Source organism: Pseudomonas sp. VA159-2 (assembly GCF_024126635.1).
GTDB lineage: Bacteria > Pseudomonadota > Gammaproteobacteria > Pseudomonadales > Pseudomonadaceae > Aquipseudomonas > Aquipseudomonas muyukensis.
Window position 1 is genome coordinate 58320 of sequence record NZ_JAMYBV010000007.1, and the last position, 18480, is coordinate 76799.

Below are 18480 nucleotides of genomic sequence, written 5' to 3' on the forward strand. Positions count from 1 at the left end.
ATGGCCTTCCGGGACCTGATCGACGAAGTGGACGACACGGTGTTCGAAGTCCTGGGCGACACTGCGCTCATCGAGGGCCGCGAGGTGCTGGGGATGTTCTCGGCGCCCTGGCTGCAGCCCAAGATGGGCCGCATCACCACGGCCCTGCGCGAGCCGCACCTGGTCATTCGTGTCGCGGACAATGCGGGCGTTCAGATCCGGCAGAAGGTCGAGATCGATCTGCCGGAGGAGGATGGTGGCGGCAGCTACACCATCACCAGCATCGAGCCTGGTGGTGATGGCCTGGTCAGCCTTGTGCTGAGGAAGGCGCCATGAGCGTTGGCAGCTATCACAAGGTGTCTTCCAGCACCGGCATGATCACCCTGCAGGCAGTGCCTCAGCAGGTCGCCCAGTTCGATGAGTTCGCGGCGCTGGCCCCCAAGGCCATCGCCAATGCTCAGCGGCGGGCGATCAACAAGACACTGCGCTGGCTGCGTACCCACGTGGGCAGGGCGGTCGCCGTGCAGGAGCGAATCGCTGTGGCCTCAGTGCGGCAGCGTCTGCGTGCCTACCCAGTCGGTGGCGACGGGCGCGGCAAGCTGTGGTTCGGCCTTGATCCGATCGCGGCGAGTCGCGCCGGCCGGCCACGGCAAACCCGCAATGGGGTCTCGGTGGCAGGGCGGCGCTATCAGGGGGCGTTCTTCAAGGCCGTCTACGGGAGCAACCCCGACATCTGGATCCGTACGGCCAGCAAGCACTTCAAGGCGAGCGACTACCCGGCCAGCGAGGTGTCGGGGAAGGGCGGTGCCAGCTCGGGCTGGATCGCTGAGAACGGCAGCCGCTTCCCGCTGGCCAAGGCCATGATCTCGCTTAAGGACGTCAAGCCGCATTTCGAGGCCTGGACCGCGAAGGCACACCAGCGCCTGCTGGAGGTGATGAGGCAGGAGCTCAACTACGAGCTGCAGAAACTGTTGGGGAGGGTTGGAAATGGCTGAGGATCCGATTCCCCTCGAGCGCTTGTATGCAGCGATCGAGGAGCATATCGCGCGGACGCTGCCTGCGCTGGAGTACGTGGGCACCATGCCTGACCGGCTCGAGCGTATCGCAATGCCCGCCGTGGTGATTGAAGTGGTGGAGTGGGAGCCCGGCCCGGACCCTGGTACTGGCGAAGTCGGGGTGGAGGCGCGCTTCGAGGCCCGTGTGATTATCGCGGGCGAGGAAGACAACGCCCTTAAGATTGCCGCTTTCTCGGCGGCACAGTTGACCGTCCTGTTGAGAATGCAGACGTGGGGGATTGAGGTCGACCATGCCAAGTTCGTTCGGGCTGCTCAGGACTGGACGCGGCCAGAGCTGGATGGCTACGCCGTCTGGCTCGTCGAGTGGACCCAAATCATCTACCTCGGCCAGGAAGAGTGGCCCTGGCCCATACAGCCGCCTGGCACCCTGGTGCTGAAGGTCGGCCCGGACGCTGAGCCCGTTAGCCCGGAGGGTCTGTCATGAGCTATGCATCTGCCATGCACGACCGGATGCTGGCCAGCTTGGTGATCCCGTGCCGAGTAGTCGCCGTCGATCTCGCCGCCGCCATGGTCCGGGTCTCGGACGGCACCGGTTGGACCAGCGCCTGGGTGCGCTGGCACAGCCAAGCCGCGGGCAAGGCGCGGCACTGGCGCGCGCCGAGCCTGGACGAGCAGGGCGCGCTGATCAGCCCCAGCGGCGAGCCCGCCCAGGGCACGTTCGTGCCAGGTCTCTACGGCAATGCCGGCGCCCAGCCGGACAACCGCGACCACGTCGAGGTCTGGCGTTTCGATGACGGTGGTTCTCTGGTCTACGACTGGCAAGCCAAGAGCTACACCGTCCAGCTGCCGAGCGGCACGGTAACAGTGCAGGTCGGGGCGACCCAGGCGGTGCTGACAGACGACGCCATCACGGCCCAGGCCGGTAGCATCACCGCCAAGGCCGACAGCATTTCCGCCGAGGCCAGCACGATCACGCTGACCGGCGCTGTCACGATCAACGGGCCACTGACGGTCACCGGAGACATCAACGGCGGTGGCCGGATCATCGACACCGCCGGCAACACGGCAAACCACAAACATTGACCAGAGCCCGCCAAGCGCGGGCTTTTTCATGCCTGGAGGAAACCATGGCCAGAACACAGCAAGCGCTTGATGAGGGCAACGAAGCAGCGCCGGTACCGCGCGGGCCGGTGACCTTCATCGACCAGGAGTACACCCGCCGCAAGTTGATCCTGCCTGACTGGGTTGAAGTTGAAGTGGTGCAGGGCAAGGTGACGATCAGCGGCGATGACGCGGTGGGCCTGGCGTACATGCGCAACCGCTCCGACTTCAAAGAGGCCTGATCATGATCGGCATGGATCGTCGAACGGGTCTGCCGGTTGCCGGCGTTGCGCACCTGCGGCAGTCCATCGAGGACATCCTCGGCACCACGGTCGGCAGCCGCCGTATGCGGCCCGAGTATGGCTGCCAGCTGCGGCGCTACGTCGATCTGCCGGTCAACGATGGCTGGAAGAGCGCTGTGCAGGCCGAGGTGGCGCGCGCCCTGGGCCGTTGGGAGCCGCGGCTGCGGCTTGAGCGTGTGCGGGTGCTGGCGGTGGTTGGCGGCAAGATCGATCTGCAGTTGACCGGTGAGTACCTGGGCGACAGCGCGGTGTTGGAGGTGAGTGTATGAGCGCAGTGGATTTGTCGCAGTTGCCGGCGCCCCAGGTGCTGGAAAGCCTCGATTTTGAGGGGATCTACGGTGAAGAGCTGCAGCGCTTCCGGGCGTACATGGGCGACAAGTGGGATGCGTTGCTCGAGAGTGATCCAATCACGAAGTTGCTCGAGCTGGGCGCGTACCGCCGCATGCAGAACAGGGCGCGGGTCAACGATGCTGCAAAGGCGTTGCTGCTGGCTTATGCGACTGGCGCCGACCTGGATCACCTGGCGGCCAATGTGAACTTGCAGCGCCTTGTCGTGCAGGCCCAAGACCTGGATGCGGTCCCTCCGGTAGAGCGGGTCATGGAGGCAGACGATGCGTTACGCGAACGGGTGCAGCTGGTCTACGAGGGGCTGAGCACGGCGGGGCCGCGAAACAGCTACATCCTGCATGCGCGCAATGCCTCTGGGCGCGTCGCTGACGCCACTGCGGAAAGCCCGGCCCCGGCCGAGGTCGTTGTCACGGTCCTAGACTTGGAAGGGAACGGGCAGCCATCCGCCGATCTGCTGGAAACGGTGCGGTTGCACTTGAACGACGATGACGTGCGGCCGGTCGCGGATCGGCTCACCGTCCAGGGCGCGCAGATCCTCCTGTACCGGGTCACCGCGATTGTCTACATGTCGGGCACGGGGCCTGAGAACGAAGCCGTCTTGGCCGAGTGCAGGGCTCGCTTGGCTGCCTGGGTGAACCCCCGGCGTCGGCTGGGCCTGGAGGTGGCGCGCTCGGGAGTAGACGCCCAGTTGCACATTGCCGGCGTCAGCCGGGTGGAACTGGTGGGCTGGTCTGATATTCGACCCACCAAAGCCGAGGCAGCTTGGTGCGAGGACATCAGCGTTACCCGCGGTGAGTCACCATGAAAAGCCTCCTCCCGGTGAACAGCACCCCGCTGGAGCGCGCTGTGGAAGTGGCCACGGACGAGGTAATCGATGTGCCGCTGCGCACGCTCTACAACCCCGATACCTGTCCGGCCCATTTGCTGTACCAGCTGGCTTGGGCCTGGTCCGTGGATCGCTGGGACGATAGTTGGTCCGACGAGGTCAAGCGCTCGGTCATTCGCTCATCGTTCTTCGTGCATGCCCACAAGGGCACGCTGGGGGCGTTGCGGCGGGTGGTCGAGCCGTTTGGCTATCTCATCGAGATCGTTGAGTGGTTTCGCATGGCGCCGCGGGGCGTGCGCGGGACGTTCTCGCTAAAAGTCGGTGTCTCGAACGGAGGCATCAGCGATGAAACCTATCGCGAATTGTCTGCGTTGCTCGATGACGCCAAGCCGGTGAGCCGCCACATGATCGGGCTCGAGATCAGCATGGAGACGCGGGGGGCCATCTACATCGGTTATGGCCTTAACGAAGGGGACCAACTCGACGTGTACCCGCCAGCGCTACTGGATATCGAGGTTACCGGCGCGGTCGGGCGCGGCGGCCGCGATCACACTATTGACTCCCTGGATATTTCTTATGGTTGATCAGAGCTCACAGTTTTACGCCATCCTCACCAACGTGGGGGCGGCCAAGCAGGCCAACGCGGATGCCCTCGGGATTCCGTGGAAGATCACGCAGATGGGCGTGGGGGATGCGAACAACACCGACCCCACGCCTAATGCCTCCCAGACCCGCCTGATCAACGAGTGGCGTCGCGCGCCGCTGAACCAGTTGAAGGTGGACGACAACAACGCGGCAATCATCGTGGCCGAGCAGATCATCCCGGCCGATGTCGGTGGTCGCTGGATTCGGGAAATCGCGCTGTATGACGCAGACGGCGACATGATCGCAGTTGCCAACTGCCCACCGACCTACAAGCCACTGCTGAGCCAGGGCTCGGGTCGGACCCAGGTTGTGCGCATGAACCTGATCGTCAGCAGCGCCAGTAATGTGCAGTTGAAGATTGACCCGGCGGTTGTACTCGCGACAAGAGAGTACGTTGATACCGTGGTGATTGAGGCGCTTTCGAAACTCGACTACAAACACTCGGTGTTGGTGGCCACCACGCAGAACATCGTGCTCAGTGGCATCCAGACCATCGACGGTGAGTTGTTGCCGGACGGTGCTCGGGTGCTGGTAAAAGATCAGAACCAGGGCAAGGACAACGGTATCTACATCGTGCTCGCATCGGGTGCATGGAAGCGCGCGCCGGATGCAGATGCCAGTGCCGAGGTGACGCCAGGCCTGTTCGTCAGTGTTGAAAAGGGAACAGCTAACGGCGACAGCTGTTGGCAACTTGTGACGGACGCACCGATTGTCCTGGGCACCACTGCCCTGGTCTTTGAAATGGTCGCAGGCCGTACAGGTGTCAATGCGGGTACTTACAGGGCCGTGACGGTCGATAAATATGGCCGGGTTGTCGGCGGCACCAATCCGACAAGCCTGAGCGAGTACGGTATCGCAACTGCCACCAAGGACCAGGCCGAGGCGGGGGCGGACGATGCCGCTCCTATGACTGCGCTTCGCGTACTACAGGCCATCGCGAAATTCGTCGTCCAGGCGACCGAGACTGTGCGGGGCATCGCGAAAATTGCCACGTCTTTACAAGTGGCTACCGGTACCGACGATGCGACATTTGTCACGCCCAAAAAGCTCAGGGGTGCAGGTCTGGGGCTAAGCGGTATTCGAACGGAGGATCTGAGCGGCGCGAATGTGACATTGGCTGCGGCTGATGCGGGGGCGCTGGTGGTTTTCGGTGGAACCGGAGGCGGCTCGCTTACGCTACCGAAAGCCAGCACGGTGCGCGCTGGTGCGTCTATTACTATCCACGCTGCCAGCGCCGTGTTCGGCACTAATACGTTGAAGGTTGTAGCTGGCGACACGTTGTCGGGAATGCTGCAATTTATGGCGCCTGCCGGAGTGATGCGCAGTGGCGACTCTGTCGTTTGCACATCGGATGGGACCTCAAACTGGGTTATCTCGGTTGACTGTACATACAACTATGTTGCGCAGGCGGTAGCGCAGTTGTTTACTAGTGGGCAGTCGTTAGTTCAGGTGGCCGGGTATCAAAAGTTGCCGGGCGGTTTGATTGAACAGTGGGGTATATATAGCTATACAGCTGCTGGAACCCAGGCGCTTTCTATCCCGTTGCCAATCGCTTTTCCCAATGAGATGTTATCGGCCATGGTTACCACGCCTTCTCGGCTGAATAACACGGCGGTAGGCGCCGATCCCGTGTACACATCAACGAAGTCTACTCTTTCGTTTTCGTCCATCACTAACAACGGTTCTGGGCCAATGACGATTTTCTACATGGCCAAGGGGCATTAACTTGACTATTTTTTTCAGCAGGTCCGAACAGACGTTTTACGACGATGAAATTAACTTAGTGTTACCTGATGATGCGGAGGAAATTAGCGCGGCAGAACATGCGGGGATTTTTGCTGGTGTGGCCGTTGGCAAGGCGATCGATTACAGCGGACTTAGGCCCATGCTGGTCGATGTTCCTCCACCAACGGCAGAGCAATATCGCGAAACAGCATTTGCCCAGCGTGACAAGGCGTTGAGCGTCGCGGCGCTGCGTATTGCGCCGTTGGAAGACGCTGTAGAACTGGGCAAGGCAACGGAGGAAACCCGTGCAAGCCTGATCAAATGGAAGCAATACCGTATTTCTCTGAATGAGATCGAGCATCAGGCGGGTTTCCCTGAGGAAATTCAGTGGCCTCTAGCGCCTGATGAAGCCCCCGTCGAATAACGCCCCGCACTGACGGGGCGTTTTCTTTTCTGCTGTATCAATGGCCTCGCACTGCGGGGCCTTTTCGTCTCTGGAGACTTTGCATGAGTGGATTCTTTCACGGCGTTACCGTGACCAACGTCGACACCGGGGCGCGCAGCATCGCGCTGCCGTCGTCCTCGATCATCGGTCTGGTCGACACCTTCACCGAAGGCCCAGGCGCCACGGCCAAGGCCAATGACCTGGTGCTGATCACCAGCGAGCGCGAGGCGGTCGCCGCGTTCGGCGAAGGCGCGGCGATCACCAAGGCCTGCCGTGCCATCTACACCCGTGCCAAGGCCGTCATCGTCGCGTGCGGCGTGGCCAAGCTCGAGGATGCTGCTGAACAGACATCGGCGATCATCGGCGGTACCAAGGCAGACGGCCATCGCACCGGCCTGCAGGCGCTGCTCGACGGCAAGAGCCGCTTCAACGCCCAGCCGCGGCTGCTGGTGACGCCCAAGCACAGCGCTACCCAGGCAGTCGGCACCGCGCTGGTGGCCCTGGCCGACAAGCTGCGCGGTATCGCCATCATCGACGGGCCGAACACTACTGACGAAGCGGCCACCGCTTATGCCGGGGAGTTCGGCGCCAAGCGCGCATTCCTGGTCGACCCCGGTGTGCGGTTCTGGGACACCGATGCGAGCAGCACAGTGGACGCCCCCAGCTCGGCCTGGGTCGCCGGCCTGTTCGCGTGGACGGACAGCGAGTACGGCTTCTGGGCCTCGCCGTCGAACAAGGAGTTCGTCGGCATCACCGGCACCTCGCGGCCGATCGAGTTTCTCGACGGCGACGAGACCTGCCGTGCCAACCTGCTGAACAACGCCAATATCGCCACGATCATCCGCGACGACGGCTACCGCTTGTGGGGCAACCGCACGCTGTCGAGCGATCCGAAGTGGGCGTTCGTCACCCGCGTGCGGACCATGGACATCGTCATGGACGCGATCCTCTACGGCCACAAGTGGGCGGTCGACCGTTCCATCACCGCCACCTACGTCAAGGACGTCACCGAAGGCTTGCAGGCCTTCATGCGCGACCTGAAGAACCAGGGCGCGATCATCAACTTCGAGGTCTTCGCCGACCCGGAACTGAACACCGCCAGCCAGCTCGAGCAGGGCAAGGTGTACTGGAACATCCGCTTCACCGATGTCCCGCCGGCTGAAAACCCCAACTTCCGTGTCGAGGTCACCAACCAGTGGTTGACCGAAGTCCTCGACGGCAACGCATAAGGAGCAACCTGCATGGCGATGATCCCCGAAACACTGGCCAACCTAAACCTGTTCGTCGACGGCGTCAGTTTCCAGGGCGACGTGCCCAGCCTGACCTTGCCCAAACTCACCCTCAAGATGGAGGAGCACCGTCCTGGCGGCATGGACATGCCGATCGAGATGGAGCAGGGCATGGAGAAGCAGGAGGCCGGCTTCACCACCACGGGTGTACGGCGCGAGTCGCTAAAGTTCTTCGGCCTGGCTGACGGTACCGCCTTCAACGGCACCTTCCGCGGTGCGTTCAAGGGTCTCAAGGGCCGCATTACGCCAGTCGTGGTGACCTTGCGCGGCGCGCTGAAGGAAGTCGACATGGGCGACTGGAAGCCGGGCGACAAGGCCGAGATCAAGCACAACGTCGCGGTGACCTACTACAAGCTCGAGGTCGACGGCCGCCTGGTCTACGAGATCGATGCCCTGGGCATGAAGCGCGTGATCGACGGCGTCGACCAGCTCGCCGCTCAACGCCAGGCCCTGGGCCTGTAACCCCTCACTGAAAAGGACAACACCTCATGAGCAAGAAGATTCCCGCGTACCTGCAGGTTGAAGCCGATCGCGTCATCGTCCAGTTGAGCCGCCCCTCGGAGTGCAACGGCATTCAGGTCGACAAGCTGTCGCTGCGTGCGCCGACCGTGCGTGATATCCGCACCGCCCAGGGCACGTCGGATGGCGACGATGAACAGCGCGAGCTGAACCTGTTCGCCTCGCTGGCCGAGGTCGGTGTGAAGGATCTCGAGAGCCTGACGCTGAAGGACTACACGCGCCTGCAGGCCGGCTATTTTCGTCTGGTGCAAGACGACGGGGTTTGACCCCCGCGCTCAGAAACGGCTGGCCAAACGGCTGGCCAAGGAGCTGGGTTTCTCGGCGGCCGAGATCTCGGTGATGTCGTGGATGGACATCGTTTGGTGGCTCACGGATTGAGCCTGCAGGAGGGTAGCGCATGGCAAAGCTGGCGATCGCCCTGGAAATCGGCGGCGCCGTTGCTGCATCGCTTGGTGCGGCATTCGGCACGGCCAAGGGGCATATCAAGAAGCTCGAGGAGAGTGGCAGTCGCGCGAAGGTGTTGAAGAACACCATCGGCGAAACGATCAAGCTCAAGGAAGAATGGAAGAAAGCGCACGATAGCGGCTCGGCGGCTGCATCCGGGCTGCTGCGGCGGCTCGAGGGCAACCTCGATGCGCTGAAGAAACAGGGCGTCGAGGTCGGCCGGCTGTCGAAGGAATACCAGCGCCTGGGGCGTGAAGCGAAAGCTGCAGATCTGCAGCAGAAAGGCCGGCAGCAGATCAGCTCGGGTCAGTCGTTGCTCAAGCCCACCCTGGCCGCGACGGCAGTCGGGGTCGGCATGGCGGCGATCCCGACGAAGATCAGCGCAGGCTACCAGGCTGTGATCCGTGACATCGCGATCAAGGCGGATGTGGCGAACAAACCCGAGGAAGCGCAGCTTACACGGACGGTGATCGACACGGCCAAGGACACCGGCATGTCGCGCAACGACGTTGCCGACCTGGTCAACCAGCTCGTCGGTGCCGGTATGGAACTGGACAAGGCGCTGGCTTACGCGCCCACGGCGGCAAAGTTTGCGGTCGGGCAGGGGGCCAGCGGTGTCGACACCGCGTCGATGATCATGGCGCTGCAGCAGAACGCCAAGATCACGGACCCTAAGGTGATGGAGCAGGCGCTTGAGGCGATCGCCTACCAAGGTCAGGCAGGCAGCTTCGAGGCCAGCGACATGGCGCGCTGGTTCCCGCAACTGCTGGCCAGCATGGAAAAGAACGGCAGTACCGGCCTGGATGCGGTGACGTCGCTTGGCTCGATGCTGCAGGTGCAGATGAAGACCGCCGGCAGCTCGGATGAAGCGGCGAACAACTTCAAGAACTGGGTCGAGAAGATCGGTGCCGGTGATGTGGTCAAAGCCTACAAGGATGCGGGTATTGACTACCAGGCCTCGCTGAACACCGGTATTCAAAAGGGTATGTCGACGATCGAGTCGTCGATGGCCCTGGCTATGAAGTACGTCGAAGCCACGGACCCGGCCAAAGCCAAGAAGATCAAGGATGCCCAGGCGGGGATCAGCAAGGAAGCCGACCCGGTCAAGGCTAAGGCCGCGCTGGATGCCCTGGAGAAAACCCTGCGTACCGGCGACTTGTTCGCCGATATGCAGGTCAAGGCCGCACTCACGGCGTATTCGCAGAACCGCGACCTTTACACCCAACTGAAGAACGACTCGACCAAGGCCACCGGGATTCTGGACAAGAACCTGGCCGAACGCCGCGAGACGTCCTCGCAGATCTGGGCCGAGACGCTGCAGTCGATCGATGACGGCATGCGCAGTGTCGGTGACGCGATACGCCCGGTGACCGACAGGATCGGCCAGGGCATTACCTTCGTTGCCCGCAAGTTGACGGTGCTGTCGGACAAGCTCCCTGGCCTGGTAATAGGCATTACAGGTATCGCTGCTGGCATCAGTGCACTGCTGGCTGTCTACAGCACCGCGAAGATCGGCAAGGGCGTCCTGAACGTTATGCGTGGCCGTCGCATGGGGCGCGGTGGTGGTGCCGATGACGTCCCCGAGACCGGCAGCAAGGTCGTCGATGCCGGCCTGGGTGTGCTGGGCAAGGTGTTCGGCGGTGCCGCGGCGAATGATGCCGGCGGCGGTCTGGGTAGCGAGCCTCAGCGGGTGTTTGTCGTCAACGCCAAGGACCTCGGCGGGTTCGGTACCTCATCCGCCGTTGGCGAACCGGGTGGCCGGCGCCGACGGCGGCAGCAGCGTAAGGGGCGTGGCGGGCCTGGGCCACGTCCGTCCGCTCCAACGGGTGCAGTCGGGCGAGTGGCGCGCGCGGGTGCCGCGACTGGGGTGGCCTCGGCGTCGGCGGTTTCCGATGTTGGCCGGATGGGACGAATGCTGGGGGCGGTCGGCAAGGTGTCGAAGGTGGTCGCCAAGTTGCCTGGTGGGAAAGTCCTTGATGCCGGCATGACCGTGATCGACACGGCCATGAACGCGAAAACGCAGGACGAGAAGGCCGAGGGCTACGGCAGTGCGGCGGGCGGTTTGGCCGGCGCTCTGGCGGGCGGTGCTGCCGGTGCGGCGATTGGGTCTGTTGTGCCGATCATCGGTACCGCCATCGGCGGGGCCATTGGTGCCGCCATCGGCGGCATGGGCGGCGAGGGCCTCGGCGGTTGGCTGGGCAAGAAACTGTTCGGCGATGACGAACAGCTGGCCAAGGCCGACAAGGACAAGGCAGCACCAGGTGATGTTGCGCGGTCGATCGCCGCGGCGTCTCCCGCTCCTACGGCACCCGTTGTCGCCCAGGCGCTCGAGCAGGCCAAGCCCAAGACGGACCCGCCCAAGGTCGACCAGCAGTTCTCGTACATGCCCAACATGCCGATCACCGTGCAAGGCGACGTCAAGGACCCTCAGCAGGTGTTCCGCTCGCTCGAGGGGATGATTCGCAACAGCTGGGAAACCTGGTCGCGGGAAAGCCTCGCACGGCAAGCCGCGGGTCAGCTCTTCGATGAGCCTCACGTTTAAGGAGGTGCCATGGCCTACATGGAATCCATGCAATCAACGCTTTCGTCGTTGATCGCTGCGGGGGAGGCTGGCCGCACCAGCCTTGATGGAATGCTTGGGCCGCTCAGTGGCGCCGTCAGCGATATGACCGGCGCCGCGAGCGAGCTCGAGGATTTGCCCGTCCTTGGCCCGGCCCTCGGCCAGCGGCTGCAGCGCATGATGCGCGGGATCAACGCCGCACAGTCAACGGTGGGCCAGGTCGCGTCCACCTACAGTCGTGTGGTGAGCGGCGCCGCGGCGGTGCAAGACCGTCTCGGCTCGCTCAAGGAGCAGGCTGGCAAGGCCGCAGCGGCGATCAACCGCATCGCCGGCCAAGCCAGCCCAGCGCTGGCGAACATCCTGCCGACCGGCGCGCTGGGTCCGTTGGCGACGCCTGCAGCTGAGGCCGTGAAGCCGTTCCCGCACCTGCTGATTTTGCAGCCGCTCGATGCCAAGCTGCAGCCGTACTACTTTAACCTGGATACGGCGGCCTTCGACGAGCTGCGGCGACAGACGTCGGCGCGCTGGGCCGGTCAGGAACGCCTGACGCGCACCATTGCGCAGCAGGCGGTGGGGCAGGGTGATGACAAGTTGACGCTCAAGGGGGTGATCTTCACCAGCCGAAGCGGCATCAAGCAACTGGATGCCTTGCGCACGATAGTCCGCCGCCTGCAGCCGGTTAGCCTGGTCACCGGTTACGGCGACGTGCTCGGCACCTGGTGCTTGACCAGTGTGGACGAGGAGCAGGGCGCGCTGCTGGCCGGCGGCATACCACGCAAGCAAGGTTTCTCACTGGAGTTCGTCGCGTATGGCAACGACATGCAGAACGTCTGACGGGGATCTGCTCGATGCGCTGTGTTACCAGCATTACGGCCACCTCAACGGCACCGTAGAACTGGTGTTCGCGCAGAACCCAGGGCTGGCCGATGAGCCACAGCCCTACCGCGCCGGGGTAGTGATCGTGCTGCCTGAGCTGCCAACGCCGTCGATCGAGACGGTAGAGCTGTGGACCTGATTCATTGCGACATAACGAGCCCCGCCCAGTGCGGGGCTTTTCATTTCTGGAGGGGCTATGCAGCCTACGTTTCGTATCGTTGCTGACGGCAACGACATCACGCGGTTGATCAACGACCGCTTGCTGCTGCTGAGAACCACCGACAAGCCCGGTATGGACTCCGACGAGTTCGAGCTGCGGATCGATGATCGGGACGCCGCAGTGTCATTGCCCGCGCGGGGCGCCGGCATCGAGATCTTCCTCGGCTACGCCGGCCAGGCGCTGGCACGGCTTGGCCGCTATACCGTCGACGAGATCGAGGTCTCCGGCCCGCCGAGCACCATCGTCATCAGGGGCAAGGCCAGCGATATGCGTGGTAGCGGCAAGACGATCCGCAGCGGCAGCTGGGAGGCAGTACCGCTGTCGCAGATCGTGCGCGACATCGCGGCGCGCAACGGCTGGGCACCGGTTTGCCCAGTGCAGACGAAGGTGGATCGGGTCGACCAACGCAACGAGTCGGACTTCAACTTCATCACGCGGCTGGCCAAGCAGTATGACTGCACCGCGAAAGTCGGTGACGGCAAGCTGCTGGTCATGCCGCGCGAAGCCAGTTTAAGTGCCAGCGGTAAGGCGTTCGGCGCCATCACCATCACCCCGGCGGATCTCAGCCGTTGGCAGTTTCGCCTTGGCGACCGCAACGCGCAGAAGGCGGTGAAGACCACGCATCAGGACAAGAAGACCGGAAAGCTCGCGGTGGTCGAGCTGGGTAACGATGACGCACCCTCCGGCCTGCCAGGCGTGCACACCGACCGGCACATCTACCCCAACAAATCGGCTGCCCAGCAGGCGGCAAAAGCCAAGCTCGCAGCGTTCAACCGCAGCACGGCCGGCGTGCGCCTGCAGATGCCCGGGCGAACCGATCTCTTCGCTGAAAGGTTGATCAACGCCCAGGGCTTCAAGGTTGGGCTAGACGGCCAGTACCTGGTCGACAGTGTCGAGCAGACATTCGATGCCGGTGGTTGGTCCACCGCCGTTGAGTGCAACGGCGGCAAGAAGGGCAAGGCGAAAGCCAAGGGCAAGAAAAAGAAAGCCAAACAGCCACTGAAGGTGGTCGACGTTAAACCGGCCTGAATGGCCAGCTCAGGAGATTCAAGATGACTGTCACCCTCAAGCAGCTGCAGCAGATCCTCCCCAGCGCCGGCACTCAAGCCGGCGTTTTTCTTCCCGCGCTGAATGCCGCGATGGTGAAGTGGGGCATCGTCACCCCGCTGCGTAAGCGTGCCTTCCTCGCCCAGGTCGGACATGAATCGGGCCAATTGCGCTACGTCCGCGAACTGGGTAGCGACCAATACCTGGCCAAGTACGACACCGGCAAGCTCGCTGCCCGCTTGGGCAACACACCCGAGGCCGACGGTGATGGCCAGCGGTACCGCGGCCGGGGCCTGATCCAGGTGACTGGCCATGACAATTACCAGCGCTGCGGCGAGGCCCTGGGCCTGGATCTGCTCAAGCACCCGGAGCTGCTCGAGCGCCCCGAGCATGCCGCGGACTCGGCGGGGTGGTTCTGGCACCAGGCTGGCCTTAATTCGCTGGCCGACAAGGGGCCGGCGTCGTTCGAGGCGATCACGCGCCGTATCAACGGCGGCCTGAATGGCCTGGAGGATCGCTTGGTGATCTACAAGCGCGCCGAGCAGGTGCTGATCTGATGTCGCTCGGTGGGCGGTGGGTGCTGCTGTCGTTTCTGTTCGGCGCTGCGGTGGGTGCGCGTCTCGCCTGGGAGTGGCAGGCCGACGAGCTGGAGAAGCAAGCAGCGGGGTATGAGCGACAGCTTGCCCAGCAGGACCAGGCGCACGGCCGTGAGCGAGAAGCCGCTGCCGGCGCTGCCCTTGATCAGCTGCAGATCCAGCAGGCGGCCCGGCGAGATCTGGAAGATCGCCTGCAGCTGCAGGACAAAACACACTGGAAGGAGATGAACGATGCCCAACAAGCTCAGGCTCGCCTGCGCGACCGGCTTGCTACTGCTGATCTGCGGTTGTCAGTCCTGGTCGACGCCGGATCCGTTGCCGCCCAGGGTTGTGGCGGTGGGGGGCGAGCGCCCGCCGGCACCGGAGGCGTGGTGGATGGAGCCCTACGCGCCCAACTTGACCCGGCGCATGCTCGACGAATTGTCGCCATCACCGACGAAGGCGATCGAGGATTGATCGCGCTCAAGGCCTGTCAGGCCTACGTGCGCGAAGTCACGAAGTAGTAAAGAGGCGAGCCGGGCGGATGCGCCAACATCCAGCCCGGCCCGCCGAACCCGCAGACCCTTCCTGCAAGTCCAGCCGTGGCCCCTGCCTTGTGCACAAAGCGCGGCGAGCCTAACACCTGTTTATTCATACAGTAAAGACTTGCACACCTATGACCTTTCCAATCATCCCCTGGATGGGTGGCAAACGCCGCCTGGCCGACCGCTTGATCCCCCTCTTTCCCCCTCATGAATGCTATGTCGAAGTCTTCGCAGGCGGTGCCGCGTTGTACTTCATGCGCCCTCAGGCTGCACCGGTTGAGGTGCTCAACGATCTCAACGGCGATCTAGTGACGCTCTACAGGGTGGTGCAGAACCACCTCGAGGAGTTCGTCCGCCAGTTCAAGTGGGCGCTCAGCTCCCGCCAGATCTTCGAGTGGCAGAAGATGACCCGCCCTGAGACGCTCACGGACATCCAGCGCGCCGCGCGGTTCTTCTACCTGCAGCAGCACGCCTTTGGCGGCAAGGTCACAGGGCAGACGTTCGGTACCGCCACCACGGGGCCGGCTATCAATCTGCTGCGCATCGAGGAGAACCTCTCGGCCGCATGGCAGCGCCTGGCCGGCACCTACGTCGAAAACCTCTCCTGGCAGGATTGCGCCGAGCGCTACGACCGAGCGCACACGTTCTTCTACATGGACCCGCCTTACTGGCAGACCGCCGGCTACGGCGTCGACTTCCCGTTCGAGGAGTACGAGCGGATGGCCGACTTCATGCGCCGCTGCAAGGGCAAGGTGATGGTCAGTATAAATGACCACCCGGACATCCGACGGGCGTTCGATGGGTTCCACACGGAGCGCCTGGATATCCGCTACACCACGGCGAATCAGCGGTACGGCCAGGCGGACTTGACTGGCGAGCTGGTGATCCTGAATTGGGAGCCGGCGCAGTTGGGGCAGCTCTTCTAAGTGAACCGGTGGTCACCGCTCATCGCCGGGTGCTTCGGTCGCACTATACTGGTCGTTCCCTGCTGCCAGGAGGAACGCGATCGTGAAGCACGTGAGCGATGAGGTGGTGGCTGTTGGTGAGCCGATCATACGTTCAGCGCTGGAGGCCTTGCATGCTTACCACGACGCAAAGGATGGCGGTGCTACGGCCGGAGAGATAGAGCGTTTGCGGCGAGCGGCGGATTTAGCGTGCCACGCTGTGTCGGAGTTCCAGAAAGCGGCCAAGAGCCTCTGATCCACCACTGAGCCGGTCATCTCCGCGAAGCGTCCTATAATGCGCTGGTCAAACCATCAGGATAGAGCTGTGAAGCGAACCATCGAAGGAATGATAAGTGCGGGCGAGCCGCTGATTCGCGAGGCTATCGCGGCTTTGCGCACCTACCACAACGCCGAAGCTACCGGCGCTCCGGCTGAAGAGGTAGCCCGCCTCCGGCTCATCGCTGAATCAGCGTTCCAGGCTGTTACCGACTACGAGCTTTACTCGCTTGGACACCAGCCTCTGGTCCGTCACTGAGCGGGCTCTATCAAATGTGGGCCCTGGTTCCGCACGTTGCCCACGGCGGTGCCCACGCGATACCACTCGAAAGCCTCGGCCGGCTCCCCCAGGTTCAGCACAATCTGTTCGGCATGCTCGCTGGGCATGCCGGCCGCGACCCACTCGATTGCTAGATCAGGCGGCAGCACTACTGGCCGGCGGTCGTGCACGTCGACCAGCCCGCCCTGGGCATCGGCGGTGATGATCACGAACCCGTCGTGTTCGTTCCCGGTGAACTGGCCAATGGAGGCGCACAGGGCGGGGCGCTGATCACGTCGGCGGATGTAGTAGGGCTGTTTCTTCGGCCCGCCTTCATCAACCCATTCGAACCAGCCGTCCACCGGCGTAATTGCCCGGTGCGGCCAGATAGCCCTGAAGAAGGGTCCGTGCGCCACCTTTTCGACTCTTGCGTTGATCGGCGCGGCACGGTCGGTCGCCCAGTGTGGCCGCCATCCCCACCTCACCAGGTCCGCGCGCGGGCCTGCATCATCTACCCGAAGCACCGCCACGTTGGTCGTGGGTGCGACGTTGTACCGGCCTAAGGCCTGGTCGCCAACGTTGTTGCGCCAGGCCTCTGACATGCTCAGGGTGTCCACAAAGTCGTGAATTCCGCGGTACTGACTTAGCCTCCCGCACATAAACACCTCGCTCGTTTGTCGGCGACATCGCCTCCGCACGTTGACGGCGGAACATTCTCACAGTTTACTGTATGAATATACAGCTATTCATTTGGGTTGATCTGCCATGACCATCACTTTCCTCGGAACGCCAACAGGCGGTCCTGCGTTGTTGCCGGTATATGCGTTCCGTGTACCGGCGGGTTTTCCTTCGCCGGCGGCGGATCATCTGGAGCGCCATATCTCCCTGGACGAGCTGTTCGACCTGCGTGCCCCGCACGTGTACCTGGTTCAGGTGGAGGGTGACAGCATGCAGGGAGCCGGAATTTACTCCGGCGATCTTCTCATCGTAGACCGCAGCACCGAAGCCGAGCATGGCGATATCGTGATTGCCGCGATCAACGCCGAGCCCGTCTGCAAGCGCCTGTACCGGCGCAATGGGGTGCTGATCCTGCAATCAGAGAATCCCGCCTACCCACCGCGGCACGTCATGGAGGGCGACGACCTGGTCATCTGGGGTGTGGTTCGCTACAGCGTGCGCGATCATGCCCAGTGACCAGGTGTTCGCGCTGATCGACTGCAACTCGTTCTACGCGAGCTGCGAACGCGTGTTCCGGCCGGATCTGGCAAAGACCCCCATCGTGGTGTTGAGCAACAACGACGGTTGTGTGATCGCCAGGTCGTATGATGCAAAGCCCTACGTGAAGATGGGTGAACCCTATTTCCAGGCCAAGGAGAAGCTGCGTCGGCATGGCATCGTGGCGTTCTCGTCCAACTATGCGCTGTATGGCGACATGAGTGAGCGGGTCATGTCGCTGATCGAGTCGATGGTGCCCGCGGCCGAGGTCTACTCGATCGATGAATGCTTCGCTGACCTTACCGGCGTGCAGGGGAGCCTGACCCAGTTCGGCCGGGAGGTGCGTGCCAAGGTGCTGCGCTGTACCGGCATCCCCGTCGGTGTGGGGATCGCCCGCACCAAGACCCTGGCAAAGCTCGCCAACCACACGGCCAAGCGCCTGCAGGCGCATACGGGCGGGGTGGTCGATATCACTGATGACTTCAAGCGCGATTGGGTGCTGCGCAACACTGAGGTGAAGGAGGTCTGGGGCATTGGCCGACGGATGACGGCACACCTCGAGGCGATGGGCATCCGCATGGCCATGGACCTGGCGAAGGCAGATCCGCGGATGTTGCGCGACAAATTCAGCGTGGTGGTGGAGAAGACCGCGCGCGAGCTCGCCGGCACGCCTTGCCTCGAGCTAGATGAGGCTGACCCGCCGAAGCAGGAGATCTGCTGCAGTCGGATGTTTGGCAAGCGGCTGATGGAGTTGGCACCGATCAAGCAGGCGGTGGCCACCTACACGGCGCGAGCGGCGGAGAAGCTGCGCGCCCAGGGATCGGTATGCAAGCGCATGCGGGTCAGCATCCGTACCGGGATGTTCAACCCGGACGAAGCCAAGTATGCCAAGGGCGCCTTGGTCGAGCTGCCATATCCAACCAACGACACGATGCTGCTCACCAGGGCCGCCACCGAAGCGGCGGCGCAGGTCTACCGCTTGGGTTTCCGCTATAGCAAGGCCGAGGTTCTGCTGATGGATCTGCGGCAGCCGGGGGAGTTCAGTGATGATCTGTTCGCAGTGACGCAGCCGGCGGCTTGCGATCGACTGATGTCGATGCTGGACGAAATCAACGGCAAGTACGGCCGAGGAACGATGCGCACGGCCAGCGTCCCCTACACCCCTGACTGGGGGATGCGGCGCGAGATGATGAGTCGTTCGTACACCACGCGGATCGATCAGCTATGGCGAGTCCGGTAGAAGGGCAGCCCAGATCATGGGGCAAAAATGGGCAAGCTGAGCGCCATCCTATGTCCCTCTATGCCCTTTTGGAACTTCGTCAGC

At 63.1% G+C, this 18480-nt stretch carries 25 protein-coding genes; 24 read left to right on the top strand and 1 reads right to left on the bottom strand.

The genetic code is table 11. The features are described from left to right. From NJG22_RS08935 to NJG22_RS09040, 22 genes are all read left to right on the top strand, one after another. Entirely contained in the window at nt 1-315 is a 315-nt protein-coding gene (locus tag NJG22_RS08935) for a hypothetical protein (protein ID WP_253093821.1), read from the top strand. Further along, nucleotides 312-974: a hypothetical protein gene (locus NJG22_RS08940; protein ID WP_253093823.1), complete on the top strand. Its 663-nt coding sequence runs from the start codon at nt 312-314 to the stop codon at nt 972-974. The genes NJG22_RS08935 and NJG22_RS08940 overlap by 4 nt, the downstream gene beginning before the upstream one ends. Beyond that, entirely contained in the window at nt 967-1479 is a 513-nt protein-coding gene (locus NJG22_RS08945; protein WP_253093825.1) for a hypothetical protein, read from the top strand. Before NJG22_RS08940 ends, NJG22_RS08945 begins: the two co-directional genes overlap by 8 nt. Continuing rightward, entirely contained in the window at nt 1476-2078 is a 603-nt protein-coding gene (locus tag NJG22_RS08950) for a phage baseplate assembly protein V (RefSeq protein ID WP_253093827.1), read from the top strand. The genes NJG22_RS08945 and NJG22_RS08950 overlap by 4 nt, the downstream gene beginning before the upstream one ends. A 44-nt stretch (nt 2079-2122) precedes the next feature. Further along, nucleotides 2123-2338, top strand: a complete 216-nt coding sequence (locus NJG22_RS08955; RefSeq protein ID WP_253093829.1) for a hypothetical protein — start codon at nt 2123-2125, stop codon at nt 2336-2338. A 2-nt stretch (nt 2339-2340) separates the two neighbouring features. Then, entirely contained in the window at nt 2341-2667 is a 327-nt protein-coding gene (locus NJG22_RS08960; RefSeq protein ID WP_253093837.1) for a GPW/gp25 family protein, read from the top strand. Then, nucleotides 2664-3551, top strand: coding sequence for a baseplate J/gp47 family protein (locus tag NJG22_RS08965; protein ID WP_253093840.1), 888 nt, complete (start codon nt 2664-2666; stop codon nt 3549-3551). The genes NJG22_RS08960 and NJG22_RS08965 overlap by 4 nt, the downstream gene beginning before the upstream one ends. Next, nucleotides 3548-4156, top strand: a complete 609-nt coding sequence (locus tag NJG22_RS08970; protein ID WP_253093853.1) for a phage tail protein I — start codon at nt 3548-3550, stop codon at nt 4154-4156. Before NJG22_RS08965 ends, NJG22_RS08970 begins: the two co-directional genes overlap by 4 nt. Continuing rightward, nucleotides 4149-5942: a phage tail protein gene (locus tag NJG22_RS08975; RefSeq protein WP_253093855.1), complete on the top strand. Its 1794-nt coding sequence runs from the start codon at nt 4149-4151 to the stop codon at nt 5940-5942. Before NJG22_RS08970 ends, NJG22_RS08975 begins: the two co-directional genes overlap by 8 nt. 1 nt (nt 5943) lies before the next feature. Then, nucleotides 5944-6366, top strand: coding sequence for a tail fiber assembly protein (locus NJG22_RS08980; RefSeq protein ID WP_253093857.1), 423 nt, complete (start codon nt 5944-5946; stop codon nt 6364-6366). 83 nt (nt 6367-6449) lie between these two features. Then, nucleotides 6450-7616, top strand: coding sequence for a phage tail sheath family protein (locus NJG22_RS08985; RefSeq protein WP_253093859.1), 1167 nt, complete (start codon nt 6450-6452; stop codon nt 7614-7616). Between the two features lie 12 nt (nt 7617-7628). Further along, entirely contained in the window at nt 7629-8138 is a 510-nt protein-coding gene (locus NJG22_RS08990) for a phage major tail tube protein (RefSeq protein ID WP_253093860.1), read from the top strand. 26 nt (nt 8139-8164) lie between these two features. Beyond that, a complete protein-coding gene (locus NJG22_RS08995; RefSeq protein WP_253093862.1) occupies nt 8165-8461 on the top strand; it encodes a phage tail assembly protein in 297 nt (98 codons plus the stop codon). Nucleotides 8462-8592: 131 nt separating this feature from the next. Then, nucleotides 8593-11181, top strand: coding sequence for a phage tail tape measure protein (locus NJG22_RS09000; RefSeq protein WP_253093864.1), 2589 nt, complete (start codon nt 8593-8595; stop codon nt 11179-11181). Between the two features lie 9 nt (nt 11182-11190). Beyond that, nucleotides 11191-12033 carry a phage tail protein gene (locus tag NJG22_RS09005; protein WP_253093866.1) on the top strand — a complete coding sequence of 281 codons (843 nt, stop codon included), beginning with the start codon at nt 11191-11193 and terminating at the stop codon, nt 12031-12033. After that, complete coding sequence (locus NJG22_RS09010; RefSeq protein WP_253093867.1) at nt 12008-12214, top strand: tail protein X; 207 nt, start codon at nt 12008-12010, stop codon at nt 12212-12214. The genes NJG22_RS09005 and NJG22_RS09010 overlap by 26 nt, the downstream gene beginning before the upstream one ends. Nucleotides 12215-12271: 57 nt before the next feature. After that, on the top strand, nt 12272-13324 hold the full coding sequence (locus NJG22_RS09015; RefSeq protein ID WP_253093870.1) for a contractile injection system protein, VgrG/Pvc8 family: 1053 nt from the start codon (nt 12272-12274) through the stop codon (nt 13322-13324). 23 nt (nt 13325-13347) lie between these two features. Continuing rightward, on the top strand, nt 13348-13899 hold the full coding sequence (locus tag NJG22_RS09020; RefSeq protein WP_253093872.1) for a glycoside hydrolase family 19 protein: 552 nt from the start codon (nt 13348-13350) through the stop codon (nt 13897-13899). Next, on the top strand, nt 13899-14441 hold the full coding sequence (locus tag NJG22_RS09025; RefSeq protein WP_253093874.1) for a lysis system i-spanin subunit Rz: 543 nt from the start codon (nt 13899-13901) through the stop codon (nt 14439-14441). The genes NJG22_RS09020 and NJG22_RS09025 overlap by 1 nt, the downstream gene beginning before the upstream one ends. A gap of 152 nt (nt 14442-14593) precedes the next feature. After that, on the top strand, nt 14594-15388 hold the full coding sequence (locus NJG22_RS09030; RefSeq protein WP_253093875.1) for a DNA adenine methylase: 795 nt from the start codon (nt 14594-14596) through the stop codon (nt 15386-15388). Nucleotides 15389-15470: 82 nt separating this feature from the next. Continuing rightward, nucleotides 15471-15662, top strand: coding sequence for a hypothetical protein (locus NJG22_RS09035; RefSeq protein WP_253093877.1), 192 nt, complete (start codon nt 15471-15473; stop codon nt 15660-15662). A gap of 90 nt (nt 15663-15752) precedes the next feature. Further along, nucleotides 15753-15941, top strand: coding sequence for a hypothetical protein (locus NJG22_RS09040; RefSeq protein ID WP_253094100.1), 189 nt, complete (start codon nt 15753-15755; stop codon nt 15939-15941). Here the strand turns inward: NJG22_RS09040 and NJG22_RS09045 are convergent. Next, a complete protein-coding gene (locus NJG22_RS09045; RefSeq protein WP_253093879.1) occupies nt 15935-16600 on the bottom strand; it encodes an SOS response-associated peptidase family protein in 666 nt (221 codons plus the stop codon). The two genes, NJG22_RS09040 and NJG22_RS09045, sit on opposite strands and share 7 nt — an antisense overlap. 106 nt (nt 16601-16706) lie before the next feature. Between NJG22_RS09045 and NJG22_RS09050 the strand changes: the two genes are divergently transcribed. Both NJG22_RS09050 and umuC read left to right on the top strand, forming a co-directional pair. Next, entirely contained in the window at nt 16707-17135 is a 429-nt protein-coding gene (locus NJG22_RS09050) for a LexA family transcriptional regulator (RefSeq protein ID WP_253093881.1), read from the top strand. Further along, entirely contained in the window at nt 17125-18396 is a 1272-nt protein-coding gene (gene umuC / locus NJG22_RS09055; protein ID WP_253093883.1) for a translesion error-prone DNA polymerase V subunit UmuC, read from the top strand. The genes NJG22_RS09050 and umuC overlap by 11 nt, the downstream gene beginning before the upstream one ends. Nucleotides 18397-18480: the final 84 nt, after the last annotated feature.